The 15,186-nt window shown below is 52.6% G+C and carries 10 protein-coding genes; 8 read left to right on the forward strand and 2 right to left on the reverse strand.

Features of this window, described 5'->3' with window-relative positions; translation table 11 throughout:
- Window positions 1-82 precede the first annotated feature (82 nt).
- Window positions 83-844: a DODA-type extradiol aromatic ring-opening family dioxygenase gene (locus tag AC0LWM_RS16975; protein WP_474676156.1), complete on the reverse strand. Its 762-nt coding sequence runs from the start codon at window positions 842-844 to the stop codon at window positions 83-85.
- A 157-nt stretch (window positions 845-1,001) separates the two neighbouring features.
- On the opposite strand from AC0LWM_RS16975, the gene AC0LWM_RS16980 reads away from it, so the two are divergent.
- Window positions 1,002-3,662, forward strand: coding sequence for an outer membrane protein assembly factor BamB family protein (locus AC0LWM_RS16980; protein WP_474676157.1), 2,661 nt, complete (start codon window positions 1,002-1,004; stop codon window positions 3,660-3,662).
- 24 nt (window positions 3,663-3,686) lie between these two features.
- Here AC0LWM_RS16980 and AC0LWM_RS16985 read toward each other — a convergent pair whose 3' ends face one another.
- Complete coding sequence (locus AC0LWM_RS16985; RefSeq protein ID WP_474676158.1) at window positions 3,687-4,325, reverse strand: TetR/AcrR family transcriptional regulator; 639 nt, start codon at window positions 4,323-4,325, stop codon at window positions 3,687-3,689.
- A 173-nt stretch (window positions 4,326-4,498) separates the two neighbouring features.
- On the opposite strand from AC0LWM_RS16985, the gene AC0LWM_RS16990 reads away from it, so the two are divergent.
- From AC0LWM_RS16990 to AC0LWM_RS17020, 7 genes are all read left to right on the forward strand, one after another.
- Complete coding sequence (locus AC0LWM_RS16990; RefSeq protein ID WP_474676159.1) at window positions 4,499-5,995, forward strand: MDR family MFS transporter; 1,497 nt, start codon at window positions 4,499-4,501, stop codon at window positions 5,993-5,995.
- A gap of 223 nt (window positions 5,996-6,218) precedes the next feature.
- The gene (locus tag AC0LWM_RS16995) at window positions 6,219-7,610 is read left to right on the forward strand and encodes an MFS transporter (RefSeq protein ID WP_474676160.1); all 1,392 of its coding nucleotides are present in this window, start codon (window positions 6,219-6,221) and stop codon (window positions 7,608-7,610) included.
- A 165-nt stretch (window positions 7,611-7,775) separates the two neighbouring features.
- Complete coding sequence (locus AC0LWM_RS17000; protein ID WP_474676161.1) at window positions 7,776-9,323, forward strand: response regulator transcription factor; 1,548 nt, start codon at window positions 7,776-7,778, stop codon at window positions 9,321-9,323.
- Between the two features lie 3 nt (window positions 9,324-9,326).
- Window positions 9,327-11,042, forward strand: a complete 1,716-nt coding sequence (locus AC0LWM_RS17005) for a cache domain-containing sensor histidine kinase (RefSeq protein WP_474676162.1) — start codon at window positions 9,327-9,329, stop codon at window positions 11,040-11,042.
- 446 nt (window positions 11,043-11,488) lie between these two features.
- Complete coding sequence (locus AC0LWM_RS17010; protein WP_474676163.1) at window positions 11,489-12,439, forward strand: ABC transporter permease; 951 nt, start codon at window positions 11,489-11,491, stop codon at window positions 12,437-12,439.
- A 27-nt stretch (window positions 12,440-12,466) separates the two neighbouring features.
- Complete coding sequence (locus AC0LWM_RS17015) at window positions 12,467-13,363, forward strand: carbohydrate ABC transporter permease (RefSeq protein ID WP_474676164.1); 897 nt, start codon at window positions 12,467-12,469, stop codon at window positions 13,361-13,363.
- A 42-nt stretch (window positions 13,364-13,405) separates the two neighbouring features.
- Window positions 13,406-15,013 carry an extracellular solute-binding protein gene (locus AC0LWM_RS17020; RefSeq protein WP_474676165.1) on the forward strand — a complete coding sequence of 536 codons (1,608 nt, stop codon included), beginning with the start codon at window positions 13,406-13,408 and terminating at the stop codon, window positions 15,011-15,013.
- Window positions 15,014-15,186: the final 173 nt, after the last annotated feature.

The following is a 15,186-nucleotide window of genomic DNA, read 5'->3' on the forward strand; positions in this document are numbered from 1 at the left end:
TGTCCACCCTCTGATCTATCACGAATTAGATGCATATTTTCCAGTTATTTTTTCAATCGAATCACGGAAGGATGGTCCTTGATCAGAACTGGTAGCACAGGTAGCTGAGCGTGCCGAACTCGTAGCTGCGGTGGATGACTTGCGGCTGCGACGCGCCGGCCCCCATCGCGATGAACAGCGGGACAAAGTGCTCGGCGCGCGGTACGGCCATGCGGGCGTGCGGCGCCAGCGCATCGTAGCGGAACAGCGAGTCCAGATCCCGGTGCTCGATCCGGTCGATCAACCAGTCGTCGAATTCGACGGACCATGGCTCCGGCGTCGTTTGGCCCCATTTGATGATGCGCAGGTTATGGACCGTCACGCCGCTGCCGATGACCATAATGTCTTCCGCGCCGAGCTCTCGCAAGGCAGCTCCGATTTCATATTGCTGCTGCGGAGGAAGATATGGATTGACCGAAATTTGCACAACCGGAATGTTCGCTTCCGGGTACATGCGGTGCAGCAGCGTCCATGAACCGTGGTCAAGTCCTCTTGTTGCGTTCGTCCGGGAAGGGATGCCTTTGCTCTCCAGCAGCTTGCCTACTCGTGCCGCCAGCTCCGTGGAACCTTTGGCGCGGTACTGGATTTGATACAATTCGTCGGGGAACCCGCCGAAATCGTAAATCGTCTCGTACGTATCATCCGTGGACGAGATCGTGGTCGTTTCGTTTTCCCAATGGGCCGTGAAAATAACGATCGCTTTGGGCGTATATTGTTTGGCGAGCCGGGTAAGGAATTCGGTATATTCCGAGTCTTGGATGGCCAGCATCGGGGAACCGTGGGCCAGAAACAATGCAGGAATCATCTTTTGTTACCTCCTTAAAATATAGTTACTAAATTAATGTAAGTATATAATTACAATGTTCATTCGTCAAGTTATTTGTTCCTGCGCAACCGATCGTCTGATACCTTCGTCAAATATATATGTAAAATGTTGTATACTCCATCGGTTGGAGGTCGATATGATGAAGGTGTTCCGTTATACGGCAGCGGCGGTGGCGGCAGCGTTAATCGGCGCGGCAATGGCCGGATGCAGCGGAGAAACGGCAATGAAACAAGCTGCGCCGGTTTCTCCCGGGGCGAAGGAGCAAAGCTTGAACGGCGAACCGAGCGGAGCTCAGACGAATCGGGGTGCCGGAGCCGATCGTGGCATTCAGGAGTCCGAACATGCGCAGGTCGTTAAAATGAAGCCTGTCGAGCTGCCGCTGGAACAAGCATTACAGCTTATTATGCGCGATATTCGCGGAGGTATGAATAAAAGCAGCATCGACGCCGTCATCGGTTATGCCGGCTATTCGTTTCAGAAGGATTGGTTCGACGACGGCAAGCTGATCGTACGCCCTTATTCGCGTTATGATTTCGCCAAAGCCGGCTATACTTTTACGCCTTCGGCGGACGGAGAAGGGTATACGACGGATGCGGATTACGAAGGCTTGCGCCAAGGGGAGGTGACGGTGCAGCTGTTCGTGGAGTGGGTCGATGAAAAAGCAACCCGCTGGATCGCTTTGTACCGGGACGAGCAAGGCGTCATTCAATCGTACGTATCCGGTGATCAGCCGGACGCTAAACCACTCGCGTCGGAAGACAACAAGTTAGCGGAGCAGTACGGAATCCGTATCGGCGATACGGTCAAGCCAACGCGCGCGGCAGCGGCGCATGTTGCGCCAATTGCCTTGGGAGAGGACGTCATCTTCATGGCACAGCCTCGCAATACGTACCGGGTCACGGCATTAACGGAGCATTTTGCCCGTATCGAAAATCAATACAAACTTGGCTGGGTGCCGATTTGGTATTTGACACCGGAAGCGGCCAAAACAATGGACGTATTGTCGGCGGCGGAGTACATAACGAAAAAAACGGCGCCGTTAGCCCTGTATCCGTATGACTACGCGATGATAGGTAAAGTGAGCGAAGGCGAACGGGTGCATGCGTTGAAACGATACGGCGATTGGCTGAAGGTCAGCGTAGGTTATGGTCATGAATTGCAAGAGGCATGGCTGCGTGCAAGCGACGTCGAAGCTGCCAAAAATCAGCCGAACTCTACGTCATATATGAGAGCGGCGGTGCTGGGCAATATAGGACTCGGCGATCCGCAAGCGAAAGTGCGGAAGCTGCTGGGTGACCCTGAAGCGACCGAATACTCTGAAGCGGTAAATTCCTCCGGCGATCCGCTGAGAGTGCTGAAGGAGTGGCGATACGGTAAAGGCTCCGAGCAAGCCGTCGTTACGTGGAAAGAGGATGGAACCGTGTATCGGGTGAAGTACTTGGAAGCGGCAGGAGGAATACAGGACGGCGCAACGGAATACTTGCTGAACGAAGAGGGCTTAATTAGCTTTGCTAAAACCGACAAGACACTATCACCCGTGAAGCAACTCCCGGAAGCTTGGCGCTTCCAGAGTGAGCTTGCCTACAACTTTTTGCTTGGCCGGGCGGGCGATAGTTTGATCGTTCTCGCCGATGACGGCGGCTTCAGCGGCATGCATTACGATAGCAAAATATACGCCTTGGATGCTGCGACCGGGAAGAAGCGTTGGGCATTCGATGCCGGTCCGGAATTGTTGGACGCATTTATTTCCGGCGACCGGAAGCATGTCATCGTGTACAACAGTAAAGGAGGGATAAAAACGATTGCCGCTAAGAATGCCACAACTGGCAATGTGTCGTGGAGCAGAACATACAACTCTCAAGATCCGAAATACAACGGTTACGAGTTGATCGTATCCAAGGCCGCTGGTGTTGTTGTAATCGAAAAACGCCACTTTGAGCGGGCAGAAGATGCGCAACTGCTTGTGTACCGTGAAACGGACGGCAAGCTATTATGGAGCCGGAAGCTGGGTGCGGGCGAAACGCTGATTCCCGATCGACTGTCTTCCCCGGTCATTTTGATCAATGAAGGCCTGGAGAGGGGACTCGCGGCTTACGATCCCGCAACGGGCAAGCGGAAATGGCGCCATGAAGAACAGGTCAATAGGGATACATTGTTGTATTCCATTAATTTCAATGTAAGTTTTGCCTTTGACGAACGGGATTTGCGGCGGCATAAGCCAGCCTATAGGTGGTTGCCATTTGGGCTTGGCCTCTCCCGCGTGGACTTGAACACCGGGATAGTCTCGGCTGCAAAGGTTCGGCTGAACGATAACCGGCAGGTGATCCCGCTGACCGAGAAGTTGTTCTTGCTGGTGGATCGGGAGGATAACGGCAACGATTCTAAATTTAAGACGTCTCTGCTGGATCTGCAAACGGGCAAAATCTTATGGCAGTTGGACGGCCGAGTGAATGTCGGCAGCTTGACAGGTGACGTTCTGACTGTCGCTGTCGATGGACAAATTCGCACGCTGAGCGTCAAAACAGGCCAACCTATATCTTCGACAATGAGCCCCGGCATCAAAAGACCATATCAGCCATTCTCCCAACCGGCCATAAGCAGAGGCAAGCTGCTGTTTTCTGTTGAACAAGCGCTCTATGAAATCGATCCGCAAAATTTGACCGCGGCCCGCATTGCCGACCATCGGTTCGACTATCTCGATACACAAGGGCGCTTAAGCACGTTCGGCTTCGTGACAAGCATGGAGGATGGCGTATATATCGGTTCTTCCAACGGATTTTTCAGCAAATTGAAATAGCGGGCAACCGCGGCGCTCCGAGCGTTATTTTACGGAGGTATCGCCCGGTAGCGTCTGAATGCTGACACGCGTCGGCCCAAGCATATGAAGCCGCTTCAACTGCGTCGCCATGTACCGTGGCGAATAAGGCATGTCGCTTTCCAGCCAATGCTTCATGAGGCCGATATGGGCGGACGTCGCATAGCGGATGATGAGCTCGCGCGGCAAGCTCAAGTTCTGCTCGCTCGGCTGGGTTAACGATAGCCGCTCGAACAGCGCGTCCTGAATGACGTGTTCCATGCGGCCCGCAAACCCGGGAACGCCGTTCGGACCTAGCATCACTTTATAAAATTTCGAGTTGGCGGCCAAATGCTCGAACTGGCGTATGAACGATTGTGGCGGGACATCCGCGTCCATATTGAGCTGGTCTGCCGAAAAATCAGGGGGCAGCTGCATCGCTTGTTCCAATTGCCGCATCATCCCGTCGACGGTTTTTTGAAGCAAATCAAATTTGTCCTGATAGTGCAAATAAAACGTTGCCCGGTTAATCGCGGCGCGCGCCGTAATGTCTCGTACGGTCGTACGATCGAAGCCTTGTTCTTCCATAAGGGAGATCAAGGCTTCTTTGATAAGCTGGTGCGTCCGTTGAACCCGCAGGTCTGTCGTCGTTTCCTTGGTCGACATAACGGTCTCCTTCGTCTAACATTTTGGTTTACAACGACAAATCACGACGATCTGTCGAATATGCGACGGATTCGGAATTATTGCCGGTTGCCGCTTTCCGCCATGACGCTTAACATAATCAACGCAGCATTGCAAAAACAACACAGTGTCGATTATATGCGGAGGTGGCGATTTTGTCGATTGAAAAAAGTAAAGCCAAACGGATTACGGCGGGGCTGCTTATCGGATTGGTTTTGGCTTCGTTGGACCAAACGATCGTAGCTTCGGCGATGCCGACCATAGCGCAAGAGCTAGGAGGTCTGTCGTTGTACAGCTGGGTATTTTCCGTTTACATGCTGGCTTCTACGGCCGCGATGCCGATCTACGGGAAAATCGCCGATCTGTTCGGCCGCAAAAGGATTTTCCTCATCGGCCTGCTGCTGTTCCTGATCGGGTCGCTGCTCTGCGGCTTGGCCGGATCGATGATGGAGCTAGTCGTGTTCCGCGGCGTGCAAGGATTGGGGGCAGGCGCGCTCATGCCGATCGCCTTCACGATCATTGCGGACATCTACCCGCCTGAGCAGCGGGTGAAGTTTATGGGTTTGTTCAGCACCGTGTTCGCGGCGTCTACGATTTGCGGCCCGGCCATTGGGGGCCTGCTTGTCGGCTGGAATTGGAGCTTGATTTTCCTCATCAACATTCCTTTTGGCGCAGCTGCAATTCTGATCCTAGCCCTATCGCTCGAAGAAAAGCGGGACGCCGCCGGCAAACGCCACATCGATTGGTTCGGCGCAGTTACGCTTACCGGAGCGATTGTCGCTTTGCTGCTAGCCCTAGTCATGGGCGGGAATGAATACGCATGGGATTCTGCGCCGATTGCAGGACTGTTCGCAGCAGGAGCGCCGCTTCTCGGAATATTCATTTGGGCGGAAACGAGAGCGAAGGAGCCGATCATCCCGCTTCGGCTGTTCGCGATTCGAACGATCTCGATTAGCAATATCGCCGGATTTTTCGTCAGCGCGGGCATGTTCGGCGCCATTGCGTATTTGCCGCTGTTCGTGCAAGGCGTCATCGGCGTGAGCTCGTCCGTGACCGGGTACATCCTGACCCCGTTTATGCTCGCGACGGTGGTCACCACGATGGGATGTAGGCGATGGATGACGAAGGTCTCGTATCGGGCGATCCTCGTACCGAGCTTGGCGCTTACATTGGCCGGGTTTCTGCTCTTCTCCCAGATGAGCTTGGACACGAGTCGGCTCGAAATCGTCATATTCATGATCGTTGCGGGACTCGGCATGGGCGCCGTTTTTCCCACGCTTGGAACGGCGGCGCAGCATGCGGTGGACTGGCATCAACGCGGGGTGGCAACCTCCTCGAACCAATTTTTCCGCTCAATCGGCGGGACGCTTGGGGTCAGCGTATTGGGAGGGCTCATGACGCGGAGCATGGCTTCCGGACTGCAGCAGTCAGGCGCATCAGGCTCCGATTCGTTGCACGGCTTATCGAATCCGCAATCGCTGTTGGACCAAGGGCTCCGCTCATCCCTGTCCGCAGCGGATTTAAAGGTGCTCCAAGCGGTATTCAGCCATGCGCTAAGCGAAGTTTTTCTCATTGCAGCCTTATTCGTTTTCGTTAGTCTGCTGGCCGGTGCAGCCTTGGGAAGCGCAAAATTAGCCCAAGCGGCGAAATAAGGAAGTCGCAAAATGATTATAGCGAAAAATTACCAACCTAGCCGACCCGGTTGCGGTAAGATTAAGAAGATGATGACGATGAACATGAGTATCATCGATGTTAATTTCATTTTGGAGGCGTTAGGATGAGGTACAAAGTCGAAAGAGGGCCCATTTCATAGGGGAAAACGCATCGTTGGCCCGGTAAACTGCGCGATTCCCCTAGATGAAGGGGAATATGGAGTTGAAAAGATCAATTACAGGCAATTTTTCGAAATCAATCGTTTGGCTTAGCTTTCTCGCATTTTTCAGCGTGCTCAACGAAACGGTATTTAACGTTTCGCTGCCCGATATTGCGGCGGAGCTCGGCATAACGCCTTCGGCGGCCAACTGGATCAATGCGAGCTTTATGCTTTCCTTTGCCGTCGGAACGGCATTATACGGGCAAATTTCGGACCGAACCGGAACGAAAAAACTGCTCGTGATCGGCCTGTTCGTTTACGGAGGAGGATCGCTGCTCGGCGCTTTGCTGCATGCCTCCTACGGCTTCGTGCTGCTTGCGCGATTTGTCCAGGGAGCGGGGGCATCGGCCATCCCGGCGCTTATCATGGTGATGGTCGCGCGATATGTCGAGCCGAGCCGACAAGGCAGAGCTTTCGGCATGATCGGATCGACCGTTGCGTTCGGCGAAGCGGCAGGGCCGGTCATCGGAGGCGCCGTGTCGGACTTCATGCATTGGTCCTTCCTGTTCGTGCTGCCGCTCATGGCGCTGCTGTCGCTTCCTTTCATCCTTCGTTCGTTGCCCGAGGAACCTTCGCGGAAAGGGCGATTCGACGTGGTAGGTGCTTCGCTATTGACTGCCGGAATCGTGGCGTTTACGTTATTCGCGTCGCTGTCCCATTGGCTATTCCTCGCCGCAAGCACGCTGATCTTCGGCGGATTCACATGGCACATCTGCCGTGCAAGCTCGCCTTTTATCGAGCCTGCCTTGTTCAATAGGAAAAAGTATATCGCGGGCGTAGCAGCCGGCGCCGTCCTATTGGGAACGGTGGCGGGTTACATTTCCATGGTGCCGTACATGATGAGAGACGTGCATCAGATGGCGACAAGCGTCATCGGCGGCGGCGTCCTGTTTCCCGGCACCGTGAGCGTTATCTTGTTCGGCATCGTCGGAGGGACGCTCGTCGACAAGCTGGGATACCGCTTCGTGCTGCTGATCGGCGTTGGCATGATCGGGGCTAGCTTGCTTGGTGCCGCGTTGTTCGCGGATCGAACGCCGTGGCTAATTTCCGCAGCGCTCATCGTGACGTTCGGCGGGCTTTCTTTTGTGAAAACAGTCGTTTCCGCAAGCGTCGCCGAAGCATTGAGCCCCGAGGAAGCCGGCTCCGGCATGGGCTTGCTGAACCTTGCCTGCTTCTTGGCGGAAGGGATCGGCGTTGCCGCCGTCGGAGGCTTGCTGACGAGGCGATGGCTCGATTTTCCGGCGCTCCCAAGCGTGACGGATGCAGCCGCGATGCTGTACAGCAATATGATGCTGCTGTTTATGGCGGTTATTTTGATCGGTGGCTTTGTATTCGCCATCGTGTATGGTCGGCGAAGTGGAAGCATAACAAACGATTCGCAGCAAGAAGGTTAGTATTAACGTCAAAGGTGCATGAAAATATTTATATCCGAGTTGTTGCGCGTTTAAAACGACTCGCATAGTCCCGGATTCGGCCCCGCCGAATCGGGGCTTTTTTTCATGCGGCCACCTGTGATAGACTCCAGATGTAAACGATTACGGGGATAGGGGGGACGCGGTATGCTGAACATGCTCGTCGTGGACGACGATAAGTTCGAACGGGACGGGGTCAAGTTCCTGGTCGATAAATACGGCTTCGACCTGGCAATCGCCGAGGCGGACAGCGGAGAGAGCGCGCTTGATTATATCGAGAGGCATGAAGTCGACATTTTATTTTCCGACATCCGGATGAAGGGGATGGACGGTCTCCAGCTGGCTGAGAAGGTGCGGGAGATGGGACGGCCGATCAAGGTCATCTTCATGAGCGCTTACGGCGAATTCGAATATGCGCAGCGTGCGATCGATCTAAAGGCGATCCGGTATATTCTGAAACCCGTACAGGTGAGCGAGTTTATTAAAGTCGTATCCCAGGTCATCCAATTGTGCGAAGAAGAACGGCAAACGAAGGCGCAGCAGGAACGGCTGGAGGAATCGTACCGCAAGGAAGTGCGCTACGAGAAGCAGAAGCTGCTGACTGACCTCATCATCGGCAAAACTGAGGTGGAGGAGCAAGAACACGAGCTGCCGATCCCGGTCGCCGGGTTCGACGGGTACCGTTACGTACGCATGCTGATGCTCGACTCACGCGGCCGATTTTTCGACCGGCTCGATCTTGATTTCGAACGGCAGATTTCGGGCTTGATCCGGCGCGGCTTCGACCTGGTTCATCTGAACGAATTTCAGAGCTTGCTGCTTGTGGAAGCTTATGAGGAGGAATCGAAGGAAACGCTGACGGAGCTTGGCCAACATCTGATTCGGTGGTTCCGCGAAATGTACAGCCGCGACATGACAGTCGTCGTCAGCGGTTTGGTTGAAGATGCGAAGCAGCTGTACAAGGAATATAACGCGATGGAAACGATGCTCGAAAACAAGTTTTTCTTCGACGAAAGCACGGTACTGCTGGCGAACAGGGCCTCATTCGCTTCAACCGACATGACGACGGCAGTGACCGAAGCGCTGGAGGAGCTGGTGGGTAATTTGCAGCGCAACCGTTACGATATGGCAAGACTCCGGTTCGACCAGTTGTTCGATATGCTGCAGAACAGCGATCATTTTTCCGTTATCTACGTCAAATACGTCTGTACGGAAATCGTCAAAGCGATTTTCGACGCTTCCGCCAAGAAGAACGCGAATCAGTTTAAGGATAATTTGGAAAAAATATATAGAACGACAAAACTGAGCGATTTGCGCAAAGTCGTGCTGTCGATCTTGGAAGAGAACGAGGTGCCCGTTGAATCGGCGGGGGACTCGACGTCCAAGGCGATCGAAGAAGTCGTCAGGACGATCGAGCGCGAGTATGCTTCCGATTTGTCGCTGGATTCACTCGCGGAAAAAGTATTTTTATCGCCCAGCTACTTGAGTTATTTGTTCAAGAAGCAAAAAGGAATCAGCATCAACAAGTACATTACGCTGTTCCGGATGGAGCAAGCGAAACAATTGCTGCTGACGACGAACCGCAAGATCGTCGACATCGGCAAAGATGTCGGATACGTCAACTTCCCGTACTTCAGCTCGCTGTTCAAAAACCATTACGGCAAGACGCCGTCCCAGTTCAGGGAAGAGGCTTAACGCATGCAGCGGGCGATCTATGGGATGTTTAACCGGCTGCGGTTCAAGCATAAGCTTTTTTTATCGTATTTGACCGTGATCCTCATTCCGGTTCTGGTGCTGGGCATCTATGCGTACGACCAGTCGAAGGAAATGCTGAATTTGCAAGCGCTTCAAGGCATCGATAAAAACTTGAATACATTGTCTGAAAGCATGAACAACTCGATCGAACGGTACAATCGGACGATCCGTTCCATCGTGTTCAACAAAACGTTTCAGAAAATCGTGGACAACGATTATCTCGATCTTGTCAATTTGTCCCGCGATTTGAAGGAATATTTGACGCCGTATTTCACGATGATGACGAATTTGGACAATGATATCGAGCAAGTTACGTTCTACACGCAAAATTATGTACCCGAGTACGGAGAATCGGTGCTTTCGGCTGAACGGGTAAAGCAAGAGCCGTGGTACGCCGAAGCGATCAAAGGAGCAAGCAGCGAAAATCACTGGTTTTACGACGAAAATTTGTTCGTGACGGGGATGTTTCCGAATTTGTTTACCGCACATCGCAATATCGTATATATGCAAATTAACGGAGAGAGCTTCTTCAAAAACGTGGCGGACATGGCCGGCGATTACGGGATCGTTATCGCGGACGCACAAGGTCGGACAATTTATGCCAATCCGAATGCGGCGCGGGCGTCGGCTTTCGAGTCCATCCCCATGCAGCAATTGAGCGAAGGAACGGTGCAAATCGGGGCGACGGATTATTTGCTCGTGAAGAAGAAGGTGCCGCAGGCGAATTGGACGATTTATTGCTTCGTTCCGGCGGCGCAGGTGTCGCCGAATGCCGGGACAATTATTAACGCCACGATGATCGTGATCCTCGTCTGCATCGTCAGCTTGCTCGTCATTATTTCGATTTTCTCCAAAACGATGATTCGGCGTATTTATAGGTTGAACGCGATGATGAAGCGGGTCGAAACGGGGGAACTCGACTTGCAAGTGCACAGCCGGTCGAAGGATGAAATCGGCGAGCTCACGAACCGGTTCGGCAATATGCTGATCCGGCTGAACGAGCTGATCGACGAGTCGTACCGCAGCAAAATCGTGCAGAAAGAAGCGGAGCTGAAGGCGCTGCAGTGGCAGATCAACCCACACTTTTTGTACAACACGCTGTCGTTTATTAACTGGAAAGCGCTGAAGAGCGATGCGCACGACATCAGCCATGTCGTCACCTCGATGTCGAGGTTTTACCGGACCGCGCTGAACCGGGGCAACAACATCATTCCCGTGCGGGATGAGCTGGAGAACATCAAATCGTACATCGAGATCATCCAAGTGATGAGCGAATATAGTTTCGACGTGATGTACGAGATCGATGAAACGGTGTACGGCTTTACGACGATTAACCTGATCTTGCAGCCGCTCGCCGAAAATGCGATCAAGCACGGCATCAACCAGAAGCCGTCGGGGCGCGGCTTGCTGCAGGTCGGTGCCTGGGTGCGCGAAGAGACGATCGTATTCGCGATCGAGGACAACGGACCCGGCATGGTGCAGGAAACGGCCGATTCGATACTTACGCAGACGTCGGCCGGCTACGGCCTGAAGAACGTCAACGAGCGGCTGCAGCTGCGCTTCGGCGCCGAATACGGCATCTCCATCAGCAGCAAGCCGGGCGAGGGCACCGTCATGACCGTCACGATCCCGAAACTGGCCCTTGACCTACCCTCATGATCCGGCCGCCCATGCCTCGGCCCTCCGGTTCTTGGCCCCTCCCTCCTCAGCCCGCCCGCCGGGCGGTCAGGCGGTGCTGTGCATTCGTTGGCGGTGGTTTTAAAAAAATTGCAACGTAGAGTAGCAAATTTGGTATGTGCCGGAGAGTTTACGATCCGCCTTTTCAAATCGTGTTGTTACCACTTGATCCATTCATCGGAACACGATTTGAACAGCGGACGGAGGTAGATACCAAATTGCCCAAAGACTTACGTTGCAATTTTTTTTCAATTTTTTACCCCGCCACGCCATGCCCCCAACCTGATCCGCCCGCCGGACGGGCTTTTTTCAACATCATAAAATATTGAATCGTTTCGAAAATATTTGATAATTCTTTTTGCGAAACCCCGTGCTATAGTGTTGATTATCCAAACGGAAGCACTTACATGAGGGAGGGAACAACAGCAATGAACGAACCTGTGGCGGCCGTGAATGCGAAATATTCACTCAAAAAAGAAAAGCGCAAAAAATATAAGCAATATCGCGTGCTGCTAGTCATGATGGTTCCGGCGCTCATCTATTACATCGTTTTTCATTATCTTCCGATGTACGGCGTGCTGCTGGCGTTCAAGGATTTCAAAATAACCCAAGGCATACTTGGCAGCCCTTGGGCGGGTTTTACGCATTTCGAAAAAATATTCCATGACTCGTATTTTTACACCGTACTGAAAAATACGATCGTCATCAGCTTATACAAGCTGATCTTCGGCTTTCCGGTGCCGATACTTTTCGCTCTGCTGCTTAGCGAAGTAACGAATATGAAATTCAAAAAAGTCGTGCAAACGATATCGTATTTGCCGCATTTTATTTCATGGGTTGTAATGGCGGGCATTTTCTTCACGATATTTTCGCTGGAAGGTCCGGTTAACGCACTCATCAAAGTGTTTGGCGGAGAGCCGACTTTGTTCCTTGCAGACCCTCGCTATTTTCGAACGATTCTCGTGGTGACGAGTATATTCCAAGGCTTCGGCTGGGGGTCGATCATTTATTTTGCGGCAATATCGAGCATTGACCCGCAGCTGTACGAGGCGGCGGTCATCGACGGTGCGGGCCGTTTCAAACGGATGTGGTATATATCGATCCCGATGCTTGTGCCGGTCATTGCCATCATGCTGATCCTGTCGATGTCCGGCATACTGGACGCGGGTTTCGACCAAATTTTCAACATGTACAATGTCCAAGTGTATAACGTATCCGACATTATCGACACTTACGTCTACCGCAAAGGCCTTATCGATATGAACTACAGCTATGCGACGGCGGTCGGGTTGTCCAAATCGGTTGTCGCGCTCGTCCTGATCATCGTGGTCAACCGGATCGTGAAATGGATCGGCGGCAAGGAGCATGCTTTATGGTAATACGGCGGACGAAGGAAGGCGAGGGCAATGATTAACGTAAAAAAATCAACGGGTGACAAAATATTCGACGCCATATTGTACTTGATTCTAACCGTCATCGTGTTATGCACGTTGTATCCGTTCTGGTCGCAGGTCGTCATTTCGCTGGACGGAGCGGGGACGGACAGCACGGCTTATTCCTCGGGCATCGTGCTGCTGCCGACACAGCTTTCCTTTGAGAGCTACAAGCTGGCGTTCAAGTTCGACGCCTTGTGGTCCGGTTATTTCAACACGATTATCCGTACGGTGCTTGGCGTGGGACTATCGGTTTTCTTTACGGCGATTACCGCTTATCCGCTTGCAAAAAAGGATTTGCCCTGGAACCGGACGTTTACGAGCATCATTCTGTTCACGATGCTGTTCGGCGGCGGGACGATCCCCTCGTATTTGCTGATCAAGGAGCTGCATTTGCTCAATACGATATGGTCGCTTGTTTTGCCGGGGATGATCGGCGCGTTTAACGTGATGATTATGCGTAACTTTTTCCGCTCGATTCCGGATGAACTGGAAGAGTCCGCGCGCGTTGACGGCGCCGGGTACGTAAGGATATTCACCCAAATCGTCATGCCGTTATCGAAGCCGGTGCTGGCGACGATTGCGCTGTGGGTTGGGGTAGGCCATTGGAACGCCTGGTTCGACAGTATGATTTATATTTCCGATCCGACGAAACAAGTGCTGCAAATCGTTTTGCGCAAAATCATCATTCAAAACAACATGGCTGACATTAACAGCGTCATCCAAAATATCGGCAACAAAACGGAGTTTTCCGGCAGGCAGCTGCAGTCGACGGTGATCATGTTCTCGATCATACCGATGCTGGTCGTCTATCCGTTTATTCAGAAATATTTTGTGAAAGGCGTCATGATCGGTGCTATTAAAGGGTAACCCCTTTAAATAGATAAATAAAATAAGAAAGGGCTGGTTCGATTGAAAAAGAAAAGATGGCTAAATGGAGCGCTCGCTGCCGTGCTGCTCGTATCGCTGCTGGCGGGTTGCGGCAAAAGCGAATCATCCGGTACGGAAAACGGGGACAAGCAAGCTGCCGAAACGAAAGACGGCGAACAAAAAACGCAAGCCCCTGCGAAGCTGACGTTTTGGAATCTGGACGATAACGCAGCTATGCAATCGCCAGGCATCGACGCGTTGAAGAAGAAATTCGGCATCGACATCGATTTTATCGCGGCGACACGCGAAGGGATGAAAGAAAAGCTCAATTTGATGATTTCTTCGGGCGATATTCCCGACTGGTGGAAGGAACCGTCTTTTCCGGACTATGACAAGTTTTTGCAGCAGGACGTTGCCGCCGAAATTCCACAAGAGCTCATCGAACAAAATATGCCGAAATACGTTAGCTGGCTGAAACGATTCCTCGGTGACGATCCGTTCAAATATGTGCGCAGGGACGGCAAAATTTACGGCTTGCCGGTCATTTGGGATATCGGCATTGACGGCATGCAGCTCGCTTTTCGCGAGGATTGGCTGAAGAAAGTCGGTATCGATAAAACACCTGAAACGCTTGAGGAGATGGAAGCCGCTTTAACGAAATTCCGCAATGACGATCCGGATGGCAACAGCAAGAAGGATACGTACGGCATCACCGGATCGGCCGGAAGTGTTGAAAGCATGTTCAGCTCGGTATTCGGCGCATTCGATGCATATCCGAACATTTTCGTTGAGAAGGACGGCAAAATCGTACGCGGTGAAATCGAACCGGGCGCGAAGCAGGCGCTCGAAGTGCTGAACCGCTGGTACAAGAACGAATTGATCGACCCCGAATTCGTCGTGAACAAAGGCAACAACGTCGAGGACAAAGTGTTGACCGACAAAGTCGGGTCGGTCGAGTTCTATTGGTGGGCGTTCCTGCCGGGCAACGCGTTCCTCGGCGGCGAGCAGTGGTACGACAAGCTGAAGAAGCAGCATCCGGACTTCAATTTCGCGATTGTCGGCGGCGTGAAGGGTCCGGATGGAAAATACGGCATGTCCCAATATAACCCGGCGTATGCGTCCGGCGTCATGTTCGGCAAGCAGCTCGAGAAAGACCGGGATAAAATGATCAAATATATGCAAGTATTCGAAGCAACTCAATTTGATCCGGAAATTTACGAGCTGATGCAGTTCGGCGAGAAGGGCAAGCATTGGAAAGTTAGCGACAAAGGGACGGTCGAAATGATCCCGCCGTATAACGATGAGAAGGAGCGCAAAAAAGCGGGCATTGGCGGTTACTCGATGGCCGGCTCCTTCAACGATTATGAATTCCAGACGTCGTATACGTCGGACGAAAGCATGCGGCAGCTGGCGAAGGATACCCGTGCGAAAGGGACGCGGAATATCGATATTCTCGCCCCGTTCAACAAACCGGTCTATAACGAAACACAGGACAAATTGCAACAGTTTACGCTGGGCACCTACATCGATTTCATCACCGGACGCAAGTCGCTCAGCGAGTTCGACAACTTCGTGGCCGAGTGGAGAAAGATGGGTGGCGACGCGGTTCTGGAAGAAGCGCAAAAAGTATACGACGAAAACTTGAAATAAACGCGTTGAACGGTCTTGCTGCGGCGAGGAAATGTCAATGCGCGCGTTGTTCGAAGTGCCCTTTCTTCGCTGAAAGGGCACTTTTGCTTAAGTTACTGTTACACCCGTGGGGACACATCGTCTTTAAAATTTGTAAATGTATCTTCGATTTATGCAAATCAAGCGAGAGATCG

The organism is Paenibacillus sp. sgz302148, assembly GCF_056120465.1.

Bases quoted from the DNA above. Each gene is read 5' to 3' on its own strand.
- AC0LWM_RS17000 (WP_474676161.1), top strand. From the start codon at position 7,776: ATGCTGAACATGCTCGTCGTGGACGACGATAAGTTCGAACGGGACGGG.
- AC0LWM_RS16975 (WP_474676156.1), bottom strand. From the start codon at position 844: ATGATTCCTGCATTGTTTCTGGCCCACGGTTCCCCGATGCTGGCCATC.
- AC0LWM_RS17010 (WP_474676163.1), top strand. From the start codon at position 11,489: ATGAACGAACCTGTGGCGGCCGTGAATGCGAAATATTCACTCAAAAAA.
- AC0LWM_RS17005 (WP_474676162.1), top strand. From the start codon at position 9,327: ATGCAGCGGGCGATCTATGGGATGTTTAACCGGCTGCGGTTCAAGCAT.
- AC0LWM_RS16980 (WP_474676157.1), top strand. From the start codon at position 1,002: ATGATGAAGGTGTTCCGTTATACGGCAGCGGCGGTGGCGGCAGCGTTA.
- AC0LWM_RS16985 (WP_474676158.1), bottom strand. From the start codon at position 4,325: ATGTCGACCAAGGAAACGACGACAGACCTGCGGGTTCAACGGACGCAC.
- AC0LWM_RS17015 (WP_474676164.1), top strand. From the start codon at position 12,467: ATGATTAACGTAAAAAAATCAACGGGTGACAAAATATTCGACGCCATA.